The 11,855-nt window shown below is 65.1% G+C and carries 3 protein-coding genes; all 3 read right to left on the reverse strand.

What is annotated here, in order from left to right; all coding sequences use genetic code 11:
- Positions 1 to 81: 81 nt before the first annotated feature.
- Entirely contained in the window at positions 82 to 1,851 is a 1,770-nt protein-coding gene (locus FJ418_RS30675) for a glucan ABC transporter ATP-binding protein/ permease (RefSeq protein ID WP_140656366.1), read from the reverse strand.
- Between the two features lie 374 nt (positions 1,852 to 2,225).
- On the reverse strand, positions 2,226 to 10,808 hold the full coding sequence (locus FJ418_RS30680; RefSeq protein ID WP_140871988.1) for a glucoamylase family protein: 8,583 nt from the start codon (positions 10,806 to 10,808) through the stop codon (positions 2,226 to 2,228).
- Between the two features lie 268 nt (positions 10,809 to 11,076).
- Positions 11,077 to 11,664 (reverse strand): HutD family protein, encoded by a 588-nt coding sequence (locus FJ418_RS30685; protein WP_140641270.1) that lies wholly within the window; start codon positions 11,662 to 11,664, stop codon positions 11,077 to 11,079.
- Between the last annotated feature and the right edge of the window lie 191 nt (positions 11,665 to 11,855).

Below are 11,855 nucleotides of genomic sequence, written 5' to 3' on the forward strand. Positions count from 1 at the left end.
GTTTGGGGCAATTGGACGGATGTCGCAGGCGGGAGCGCGCCCTTGCCTTCTCCCCTTGCGGGAGAAGGGGGAGCTCTAGGATTACGCCGCTTCCGTAACCGGACGGCTGAGGCGGCGGACCTCTTCGTCGTTGAGCAGGCCGCCGGCGCGCAGCAGGGAGGCGAAGCGGCCGTTGCGCAGCGACAGTTCGGTGAAGCCACCGGACTCGACCACCTTGCCCTTGTCCATGAAGACGACGAGGTCGGCGTCGCGGACCGTGGTCAGGCGGTGAGCGATGATAAAGGTCGTGCGGTTGCGGCGCAGCTCGTCGATCGCTTCCTTGACGCGGTCCTCGGTTTCCACGTCCAGCGCGCTGGTCGCCTCGTCGAGCACCAGGATCGGCGCGTCCTTCAGCACGGCGCGGGCAATGGCGATACGCTGGCGCTCGCCGCCCGAGAGCTGGCCGCCGCGCTCGCCGACGACGGTGTCGTAGCCGCAGCTCTTGGAGAGGATAAAGTCCTGCGCGGCGGCGGCATTGGCGGCAGCGTGCACCTCGTCATTGCTCGCATCGGCGCGGCCGACGCGGATGTTGTCCTCGATCGAGCGGTTGAGCAGGCCGGCGTCCTGGAAGACGGTGGCGATCGAATGGCGCAGCGACTTGCGGGTCACCGTGCGGGTGTCTACGCCGTCGATCAGGATGCGGCCGCTGGACGGCGTGAAGACGCGCTGCAACAGATTGATGAGCGTCGTCTTGCCGGCGCCGGTCGGACCGACGATGGCGACCGTCTGGCCGGCCTGGACCTCGAACGAGACGTCCTCGATGCCGTGACCGGAATTGGCGAACTCGAAGCTGACGTCCTCGAAGCGCACATGGCCGGTGACGTTGGCGAGCTCGCGCAGGCCATCGGGCTCGACGGTTTCGGCGGCCGAGTCCTCAAGGCGATAGAAGTCCTCGAGCTTGGCGCGCGCCTCGGAAATCTGGGTGGTGAAGGCCGACATCTGGTCGAGACGGGCGATCAGCATTCCGGCAAAGCCAGTGAAGGCGACGACGTCGCCGACGCGGAGCTGGCCCTGGGTAACGAGATAGGCGCCGATCGACAGCACGATCATCATCGAGATGGTCGACGACAGGCGGTTCAGCGCGTTGGCGATCGCCCACCAGTCGAGCACAGGGTTCTGCGCGTCGAGCAGGTCCTTGACATAACGCTTCAACGTCGCGGTCTCATGGCCGATGCGGTTGTAGCTCTGCAGCACGGCGACATTGCTGACGCTGTCGGAGACATGGGCAAAGACGGTGTGGTAGTGGCGCTCGACGGCGGTCTGCCCCGACTTGGTGCGACGCATGACGATGCGGCCGATGCCAACGTAGAGCACGCCGAGGCCGAGCAGCACGATGGACATGCGGATATCCATGGCGAGCGCGGTGGGCACCAGCAGCACCAGCGCGATGGCGGTCGAGAGATGCACGCGCATGAATTCGAGCCACAGGCTGAACAGGGTCTCAACGGCGCGCAGCAGCGTGTGCAGCGAATTGGACGTGCCGCGCTGGTGATGCCAGGCGAGCGGCATGGTGATCACGCGCTCGAAGGACTGGCACAGCACTTCGGAGCGGCGGGCATGGGCGAAGCGATCGGCGCCGCGCGCCACCAGCACGAAAGCGACGACGTTGAAGATGCCGAGCGCGGCCCAGACGGCGAGCGTCGAAAACACCGGGCCTTTTTCCGAAATGGCACCGATCACCCGGCCGAGCAGGATCGGCTCGAGGATTGCGATCGCCGCGAGCGCGACATTGGCGCAGCAAATCAGCGCGACGCGCTTCTTATCGGCCGCCAGATAACCCAGCGCTCTAAAGTAGATCTGCAGAAGTGACACTTCAGCTACTCCGCCAAACTCTTGTCCGTGCTCAATGCCCGTATTGTGCACCGCACCATTTTTTGACACGTATCGGTTAATGTGTCGCGAAACAATGCGTCGTCTATCCCTTCCGTTCCCATTTAGCGAACAAAAGATGACGACGGTACGAAATCTGACGTGATCGCCTAACGGTTTGAGATAAAAGGTGAAATGTCAGCCTTGCGGCAAAATAATGGCACTTGCCCCGCGCTGCCACATTTTTAATCACAAGCTCTTGCTTAGCCTGCCCTAAAGTAAGGCACGCGCCCGGGCGCGGGAGCCTCGCCAAGTAAAAAACGGCGATCGGCCGCACATCCCGAGGGACGCGCGGCCGATAGGCCAAGCCTTTGATTTTACGCTGGTATCCTGACGACGACCGCGGCCTTGCCGCCGGCCTTCGGCTCAAAAGAGGCCGATTTTTTCTTCGAACCGTCGACTTCTAGCGAGATCGACTTGGTCTTTTTGTCGCGGATGACGCGAAGCTTGATTTCGCCGTCGAACATCTTGAGCGTCGCGGCGTAGCCGTCCCAGTGCGCGGGCAGCTTCGGCCTAAACGTGATCTCCTTGCCGCGCCGCTCGATGCCGAGGATGCCTTCCACCGCGGCGCGGTAAAGCCAGCCGGCCGACCCCGTATACCAGGTCCAGCCGCCACGGCCGCCCTTGCCTTCGCCGGCATAGATGTCGGCGGCCACGACATAGGGCTCGACGCGGTAGTGTTCGGCCGCTGCCTCGTCAGCAGCATGATTGACCGGGTTCAGCATCGAGAAGCAGCGGTAGGCCTCGTCGGTGCGCCCCATTTCGGCCAGCGCGATAACGAACCAGGTGGCGGCATGGGTGTACTGGCCGCCATTCTCGCGCACGCCTGGCGGGTAGCTCTTGATGTAGCCGGGGTCTTTCTCGCTTTTCGAGAAGGGCGGCGTGAACAGCTTGACGATCTTGAGATCATCGTCGACCAGCATCTCGGTCGCCTGTTCCATGGCCGTCGTCGAGCGCGCGGGATCGCCCTCGCCCGACAGCACGCTCCAGGACTGGGCGATGGAATCGATCTTGCACTCGTGCGAATTGTGCGAGCCGAGCGGCGTGCCGTCGTCGAAGCTGCCGCGCCGGTACCACTGGCCGTCCCAGGCGGTGCTTTCCAGGGCCCGCTTCAGCGCGTCCGCGTGCTTCAGCCACGCCTGCGCCCGCTTGGCGTCGCCCTGTCCCTTGGCGACAGGCGCGAAGTCGGTGAGCGTCTTCAGCAGGAACCAGCCAAGCCACACGCTCTCGCCCTTGCCGCCCTCGCCGACACGGTTCATGCCGTCGTTCCAGTCGCCGCCGAGGATGAGCGGCAGGCCGGCAGGACTGCTGCGCTTGATCGCCAGATCGAGCGCCCGCGCGCAATGGTCATAGAGCGGCGCGGTGTTCTTGGTGATCTCGGGCGTGAAGAAGGCGTCATGCTCGTCCTCGCCGAGCTGCTGCCCGTCGATGAAGGGCAACTGCTCCTTGAGGATGGCGGCGTCGCCGGTCACCTCGATGTAGCGGGCCGTCGCATGCGCCAGCCAGACGACGTCGTCCGAGATCATGGTGCGCACGCCGGCATCGGTGCGCGGCAACCACCAGTGCTGCACGTCGCCTTCCGGGAACTGCCGGCGCGCGGCATTAAGGATCTGGTCACGCGCCAGCTTCGGGTCGTGCGCCAGAAGGGAGAGCGTGTCCTGCAACTGATCACGGAAGCCGAAAGCGCCGCTCGCCTGGTAGAAGGCCGAGCGCGCGCGGATGCGGCAGGCAACGGCCTGATAGGGCAACCAATGGTTGACCATGGCGTTCATCGCCTCGTCGGGCGTCTCGACCTGGATGGTGTCGAGGAAGCCGCGCCAGGCCTTTTCATTGTCGGCCAGGCGCTGGTCGAAATCCTTGCCGCGATGGGTCTGCACCAGGGCGCTTGCCTCGGCGGGCGTGGCCGCGTCGCCAAGCAGCCAGAGCAGCGTCACGTCGCCACCGGCCGGAATGTCGATGTCGCTGGCGACAACCGCGCAAGGGTCGTCGCCCGCTTCGATCCGCCCCGAAAGCGCAAGCCCGCCGAGCACGGCTTGCGGATACTCCGTCGTGCCGTGCCTGCCGACGAATTCGGAGCGGTCGGCGGTCACCGAATGGATTGGATGGCTGGCTCCCAGGAAGGCGACACGCTCGCCGAAGTCGAGGCCATAGGGATTCTGCGCCAGAAGCGCGCCTGTCGCCGCGTCGCGCGAGGGCACGATGGTCGCAGCGGTGCGCGAGCGGTGGCCGCCGAGCACCCATTCGGCATAGGCATAGACGCGCAGACGCGCCGGCACGGAGCCCGAATTCTGGATGCGCAGTCGGGTGATCTTCACCGGATCGACAGGATCGACCACCTGCGTCAGGTCCATCGACAGAGGCCCGCGCTTCGAGCGGAAGGTGGAAAAGCCCTGGCCGTGCCAGGTCTCATAGGTCATCGACGGATCGCGGACCGTCGCGGCCATCGGCGAGAACGCCTTGCCGCTGGCGTGGTCGAAGACATAGAAGCCCTCGCCCGGCCGGTTGGACACCGGGTCGTTCGACCACGGCGTCAGCTGGTAGTCGCGGCTGTTACGGCTCCAGGTGAAGCCGGCGCCTTCCGCCGAGACGTGGAAGCCGAAGGCAGCGTTGGAGATGACGTTGATCCAGGGCTGCGGCGTCGAACGCCGTCCGGTGAGCCGCGTCACATAGTGGCGGCCGTCACCGTCGAAGCCGCCAAAGCCGTTCCACAGGCTGAGACCGCTGCCGTCGGCGGCGATATCGCTTCCACCATGGCTTGCCGGCACCGGCAAAGGCAGCGGCGGAACAGGTTCGCGCGGCGAGCCGCCCTCGGCCTGAAGCAAGGCATCGCGGGCCTGGAGGGCCGCGGTCTCGGCGCGTTCGAGCTGGTCGAAGATCGTGCCGTTGCGCGTGTGCAGCACGACGCGCGCCACCGACAGCAAGGTCTTGTAGGTCGGCTCATCCATCAGGTCGCGGCGCACCGCGAAGATGTGCTGGCGCGGCCCGAGCTCGCGGCCACGCAGGCGGCTGTTCTCGCACAGCGTCTCCACGGCGCGCTGCAGGTCCTGCACATAGGACGAGGCCTGTTCGTTGACTACGACGAAGTCGATCATCATGCCCCGCGCCCGCATATATTCCTGGAAACGGAGCGCCTGGGCGACGATCTCGAGATCGGCGACGTCGCCGATGCGCACGAGGAAGATCGGGAAATCGCCCGAGATGCTGGTCGGCCACAGGCTCGACTGGCGGCCGAGGCCCGACGCGATGGATTCCGCCGGCAGGCGCAGGAACGGATCGGGATAGATCAGGTAGCGCGCCAGCTTCTGCACATTGGCGGCGTCGGTCAGGCTGAGGCCCAGATGGCGCGTCTGCACCTGGCTCCGCGTCCAGGCCAGCATGGCCTGGCGGGCGAAGCTCTCCTGGTGGTCGAGGCGGGCGATCGCCTCGTCGAGCTCGGCGCGATTGGCGCCGACGGCGGTCCAGAAGGTCAGCGAGATCTTCTTGTTGGCCGGGACGCGCACCTGGCGGCGAAGTGCTGCCACCGGGTCGAGCGTGAAGCCCTGGCTGCCCGAAAGCCTGACGCCGGGATCGAAGGCGGCGGCATCGGCGATGGTGCGGCCACGGCCGATGAAGGCTCGCCGGTCGGTCTCGGCCTCGGCATCGCGCGACGGGCCCGACGGGTCGGTGACGAAATGCACCATGGTGAGGTCGGGGTCGTTCTTGTCGCGCTTGCGCCGCGTGGCGAAGATCGCCCCGTTGTTCGGCGCGATCTCGGTCTCGACGAACATCTTGGAGAACGCCGGATGCGCGTTGTCAGAGGCTTCGTTGCCGAGCACCAGTTCGGCGAAGGAGGTCACCTCGATATGCCGGTCGGCAGCGCCGTCATTGTAGAGGGTGATGCGGCGGCCTTCGCCATTGCCTTCGGAAATGACGATGCATTCGACTTCGGAACGCAGCGAGCCCAATGTCTTGGTGAAGCTCGCCTTGTCGTCGCCGAACAGCGTCTGGACGCGTTCGCCCTCGGCGCGCTTCGGTTCCGCCGTGGCCGACCACCAGTCACCCGTCGCGGTGTCGCGCAGGAAGATGTAGGAGCCGAGGCGGTCCTCGCTCGGATCCGGCTGCCAGCGGGTGACGGCAAGCTCGCCGAAGCGGCTGTAGCCGGAGCCCGTCGCGGTGACCATGACCGAATAGCGGCCGTTGGACATGACGTTGGTCGCCCGCAGCGCCTTGATCGGATCGAGGATGACGCGGCTGTCGGGGCTCTCGGTCTCGGTTTCGTCCTTGGATCGTTCGTCCGCTTCCGTCCTCACGGTTGCGGTCGGAATGTCGCGCGGCGCCTTCTCCTGCAAGAGAAGCTCGGCCGACTCGATCACCGGATCGCTGTGGAAACGCTCGCGCAGCCGGCCCTCGAAAATGGCGTCGGCGACGGCGGCGATCGACATGCCGGAATGGTGCGCCATGTAGTTCTGCACCACCGCGTGGTCGGTGCCTTCGGGCACGCGCTGCGGCGTGAAATCGACAGCGTCGTAGAAGCCGTGGCGGCCAAGCGCGCCGATCGAGCGCAGCCGCTGCAGGTTCTGCACCGCCTCGCGCGGACTGAACTGCGCGGCCAGGATCGTCGCATAGGGCGCGATCACGGTGTTCTGGCCAAGGCCGCGCTTCAGGCCGAGCCCGGGCACGCCGAAATTGGTGTACTGGTAGGTGAGCTCGCGGTCGCGGGCATTGTAGGCCGCTTCCGAAATGCCCCAGGGCACGTTCTTGGAACGCGCATACTGTATCTGGCGCTTGATGATGAGCTTGCTGGTCTGGTTGAGGATCGAGCCCTGCGGCTCCTTCATCACCAGCGGCGGCATCAGATACTCGAACATCGAGCCCGACCAGGACATCAACGCGCCCTGGAAGCCGATCTCGACGATCGGTCGTCCGAGACGGAACCAATGCTCGGTCGGCAGGTCGCCCTTGGCGATGGCGAACAGGCTGGTGAGCCGCGCTTCCGAGGCAAGCAGGTCGTAGCAGCTCTCGTCGAGCTGGCGGTCCTCGACCCGGTAGCCGATCGAGAGCAGCTTGCGCTCCTGGCGCATCAGGAAGGAGAAATCCATCTCGAAGGCATAGCGGCGGCAGCGCTCGCGCAGCGCAAGCAGCTTGGCGCGCAGAGCGGCGACCGCGCTCTCGTCATTGTGCGAATCGTGCACATGCGCCTCGCAGGTCGCTTCCAGGCGCTCCGCCCAGTCGGCGATGACATCGCTCTTCGGCGAGGCCGCCTCGGTGTGGATGGCGGTGGCGAGCTTGCGGATCTCGCCAGCCAGCACGGCAAGGTTGATGGTGCGGATCGACGCCATCTCAGGCTGTGCCTTGATGGTCGCAACCGCCCGACGCATCCCGTCGAGACGGTCGGCTAGGCGCTGGCGCAGCGGCCGCAGCTGCCGACGGTCGTCCGGCAGCTCGTCCAGGCTTTCGTCGAGAATGGTGACGGTGTCGATGATGCCTTCGAAATCGCCCTGCAGGTGCACCGACGGCGCTTCGGCCCATTCGGCGCATGAGGCGGCCACCGCAACCAGATGTCCAGCGAGATTGCCGCTGTCGACAGCGGAGATGTAGAGCGGATAGAGCGGCTTCAGCGTCGTCGTGTCATACCAGTTGTAGAGATGGCCGCGATCGCGCGGCATGTTCTCGATGGTCGTCATCGTGGCGTCGATGCGGGTGATGGCATCCGACAGGCTGATCCAGCCGAAATCGCGCGCCGAAACCACCGAGAGCAGATAGACGCCGATATTGGTCGGCGAGGTGCGCGGCGCCACCACCGGCGCCGGGCTTTCCTGGAAATTGTCCGGCGGCAGATGATGCTGCTCGGCCGTCACGAAGGTCTCGAAATAATGCCAGGTGCGGCGCGCGAAGGTGCGCAGCGCGTGGATGTCGGCGCTCGAGATGCGCAGCCTGTCCTCGGTCTCGGCCGAACGGCTGATCCAGCAGGCGACGGCGGGCGAAGCGATCCAGAAAATGGCGAAGAAGAAAGCGACGAAAGCGCCGGTGGAATCGGCCAGCACCGGAATCGCGAGGCCGACGACGCCGATGATCACCGCGCCATACATCATGCCGTAATAGGCGCCGAGATCGCTGCCGCTGTTCTTGGCGGCCTGCGAGGCGGTGCGCCATTCGAGCAGGTTCTGACGGCTGACGAAGAGCCGGTAGATGGTGCGGACGATGGCATCGCCCATCATCCAGGCGAGATGCGCCATCAACAGCACTTTCAGCGCCACAAGCGCGGTGCCGAACACGGTGTCGCGCGCCAAAGCGGAGAAATGGCCGCGCGGCGTCTGGTCGCCGCTCTTCGGCAGGATGCCGTTCACGATGTCGAAGGTCGGCGCCATGAACAGGCTGAGGATCAGAAGGGCCTGCCACTGCGCCGCCTGGGTGAAGGGCAGCAGCGTCCAGCCGGCGATACAGGCCATCACCCAGAAGATCGGGGTGACCGAGCGGCGCAGATTATCGACCATCTTCCAGCGCGACAGCGCAGGCACGCCGGAGCGCGGGTCGAAGATGTAGCCGAGCAGCTGCCAGTCGCCGCGCGCCCAGCGATGGTGGCGCGAGGCGTCGACCGAGTAGCGGGTCGGATAGTCCTCGACCAGTTCGACATCCGTCACCAGCGCGGCCCGCGCGAGCGCGCCTTCGAGCAGATCGTGGCTGAGGATGGTGTTTTCGTCGATGCGGTTCTTCAGCGCCGCCTCGAAGGCGTCGACATGGTAGAGACCCTTGCCGGTGAAGGAACCGTCGCCGAAGACGTCCTGATAGACGTCGGAAACGGCGAACACATAAGGGTCCAGGCCGCGATTGGCCGAGAAGACGCGCTGGAAGAAGGAGGCGTCGTCGCCGCTGGTGAGCGAGGCGGTGATGCGCGGCTGCAGGATGGTGTAACCGGCGGTGACGACGCGCTTGACCGGATCGAAATGCGGGCGGTTGAGCGGGTGGGCAAGCTTGCCGACCAGGTCCGAAACCGCATCGCGCGTGGTGCGCGTGTCGGCGTCGAGCGTCATCACATAGACGACATTCTCCGGCAGCGGCACGTTGAGCGGCAGGAAGGTGGTGTCGCTGTCGCCGCGCAGCAGGAGGTTCAGCTCATGCAGCTTGCCGCGCTTGCGCTCCCAGCCCATCCAGCAGCCCTGCGCCTGATTGTAGAGCCGGCGGCGATGCAGGAGATAGAAGCGCGGCGAGCCCTCCGACGGATAGCGGGCGTTCAGCCTGGCGATCTCGTCGCGGGCATATTGCAGGATCTCGATATCGGCGGCGTCGATCTCGGTCTTGGAATCCGGCCAGTCGGACAATAGCGCGAAGTGAATCTCCTCGGCCGTGTTGGCGAGATGATGCACCTCGATGTTGCGGATATTTTCCTCGACGTCGTCGCGCGAGCCGATCAGCGAAGGCACCACGACCAGGGTGCGCGATTCAGCCGGGATGCCGTGCTTGTTGTAATCGTAGCCGACAAGCCTGGTCGGTTTCAGGAACAGTGCCACCACGGTGTTGAAGAAGGCTAGAGCGCCTTCGCTTGCCGGCACCGCGAACAGCGCCAGCATCAGCGTGATCGATTCCACCGACAGGCCGAGATTGGCGAGCGCCCTGCCCGACAGCACGAGCAGCAGCGCCGTCAAAAGGAAGACCGGCACGACGATGCCCAACCAGCCGGCGCTGGCAAAGCCGCGCTTGAAGGTCACATAGAAAGGCGGCCGGTAGCCGATCGCCTTTTCCAGTTCCTGGCGGCGCGGGCCAACCAGGAAGAAGCCGACATCGGTATGCACGTCGGGGTCGGCGGTTTCGGGCACGCCAGACGCGTCGGTGACGCCGGGCGTGTGGCCGGCAAGCTCGATCGCCTTTTCGGCCACCCGGTATTCGGACAGATCCGAGCGGCGCGCCAGCTGCTCGATCGCGGTGCGGTACTGGTCGCGCGAGAAGAAGTCGAGGTCGGCGAAATCGGTCTTCTGGCGCAGCAGCGTGTCGATGCGGCTGACGCCCTCGAACCAGACCGTCCAGTCGACGTCGTTGATGAGGCGCAGGCCGCGGATGATGTTGCCGGTCGTGACGTTGCCGCTGGAGAGCGTCTGATGCTCGGAGATGATGATCTCCTCGGCGTCGGAGCCGGTCTTTTCGAGCTCGCCTTCCAGCCATTCCAGCGCGCGCCCGGCGTTCTGCGACCCGTCGCGCAAGCGATAGAGCAGTTGGGTGGCGAAGGTGGTGTCCTGCGCATGCGTGCCGTAGTTGGACAGGATCCTCGTGCGGTCGGCATTATCGTCGGTCGCCAGAACGCGGTCGGCGACCTCGTTGGCGATGTGGCGCATCTGCCTGGTGCGATCGACGCGCACGGCGATGCGGCGCAGGTTCTCGATCAGCACGAAGCGCAGCAGCGACGGCAGCGCCCAGAGCTCGCCGATCTTCATCGGCTCGACCGACTGGAAGCCCTCGACGATCGCCTTGAACATATTGGCCGAGACGGAGCTGTCGGAATGCTCGACATAGCCCCAGGCAACGACGAAGGCGCGCGGCAGCACCGTGCCGTCGCCGAGTGTCAGCGTCGGCAGTTGGCGATAGAAGCGGCGCGGCAGGTCGCGCTTGACCTGGAAGATGGTCTCTTCGACCAGGTAGTTGTTGTCGAGCAGCCATTGCGCGGCCGGCGTGATGGTCTCGCCCTTGGCCTGGGCGGCGTTGGTCGAGCGGTAGACTTCGAGTATTTTCTTGGCGCTGTCGCGGATGCGGGCCTGGAACTCGAACGGAGCGAGCCCGAACAATTCCTTGACTTCGCCCTTGGCGAGCGCAACGCCCAAGGCGCGCAGCCGGTCCTCGGGCAGGAAATTGGAGCGTATCGGCGCTTCCGTCACCACCGGGAAGCCGGCGCTTGTCTGTTCGATCTTGTTCGGGTTCGTCTGAATGTTCATTGAAAATTCCGTAAGCGGGGGCGCAATGCGGCGTCACCGCCACGGCAATGCCCCTAAAACCGGTTCAATTGCAATTGGTTGCATGACTGGTTGGCCGAAAGTTTGTCTTGCGCACCACAACAGGGCGTGCCCTTTCGACAGCTCGTGGGCGAACGCCCCTCGCTCTCCGCCCCGATTGGATCAGGGCAAGAATTCAGGCTTTTTCGTGATACATGCAAGGGGCCGGGCGATAATTCACCCAAGCCGCGATCATGTTTGGCAACAGCCGTTAATGGTTGGCGGCGAGGCGATGGAGTTCGATCACGAAAAGCCGGCCCTGCCCCTTGGGTTGAAGCCGCAATTCCGGGCTGTCGCGGTCGAGGATCAGCGTGTCGAGCGGTCCCAGGCTCGGCGCATCGCCCGTGAAGAGCGTGAAGCTTCCGCCGACGGCCAGAACCAGCGTCGTGTCGGCGCGCGGCGTGATGCGAATCTCACTGGCAAGCGGCCGACACTCGACCTTGTGGGCCATGCGACCACGCCGGGTCATGACGTTGAGATCGGTAATCGGACCGCCAATCAGCGCTGCCCCGGTCGGCACATCGCCCGGAAAGGCGAGCGGCACTGAAGCCGTGGTCAGCCGCGCCGGCGGCTGGCCGGCGATGTCGAGGATAACCCCCTCGCCCTCCAGCACCGACAATGTGCGGTCAATGCCGGCGAAGCTGGAGAACGGCCCGCTGGTCTCGACGCGGGCCATGGAGATGCGCCAGTCGAAATCCTCGAGCCCGGCGTCGGCCGGGGAAACGGCGATTTCGGTCGTCGTGCCGCCGCGATTCTTCCACGGCATGACGCGGTAATCGGCGGCACGAAGGATGCGCATCGGCCTAGCCCCGGACGATTTCAAGTCGATTCGACCTGAAATCATCCGGCTCTGTCTTTTTGGTTGGGAGCATGATGTTGTCCGAAAACCGCTTCACACTTTTCGGCATCATGCTCTAAGGTTTGTTGATATTCAGGATTCCCATCTTGGCTTGGTCGTGATTCAAGCTTTTGATGGAACGATTCGTGCTG

It is taken from the genome of Mesorhizobium sp. B2-8-3 (genome assembly GCF_006440815.1).
Lineage (GTDB): Bacteria > Pseudomonadota > Alphaproteobacteria > Rhizobiales > Rhizobiaceae > Mesorhizobium.

What these genes read in the sequence shown, in the direction of transcription:
- FJ418_RS30680 (WP_140871988.1), bottom strand. Translation starts at nt 10,808, where the DNA reads ATGAACATTCAGACGAACCCGAACAAGATCGAACAGACAAGCGCCGGC.
- FJ418_RS30685 (WP_140641270.1), bottom strand. Translation starts at nt 11,664, where the DNA reads ATGCGCATCCTTCGTGCCGCCGATTACCGCGTCATGCCGTGGAAGAAT.